Here is a 255-nt window from a genome sequence, read left to right as displayed (position 1 = left end):
GGAGAACCTGGCCATCTGTGGGCCCGCGGGAACCGGCAAATCGTTCTTCCTGGAAGCGCTGGGACAGAAAGTCATCGACGGCGGTGGACGCGTGTCCTGGCTGAAGCTGGAAGATCTGGGCGGACTCGTTCGTGCTCATCGTCCTGATGACCAGGTGACGAAGACTGTTCAGCGGCTGTTGCGAGCCGATCTCGTGATCGTTGACGACATCGGGCTGCTGCCGGTCAGTGATGATGCTGCCGAAGGTCTGTATCG

At 60.4% G+C, this 255-nt stretch carries 1 protein-coding gene; it reads left to right on the top strand.

Annotation, left to right across the window (positions count from 1 at the left end; all coding sequences use genetic code 11):
- Positions 1-255 (top strand): ATP-binding protein (locus tag ACPUD7_RS17935; RefSeq protein ID WP_425120666.1); only part of this gene is annotated, 255 nt, incomplete at both ends.

It is taken from the genome of Brevibacterium sp. FAM 24630, from assembly GCF_049804075.1.
Classification (GTDB): Bacteria; Actinomycetota; Actinomycetes; order Actinomycetales; family Brevibacteriaceae; genus Brevibacterium.
This window is presented reverse-complemented; position numbering and strand designations above follow the sequence as displayed.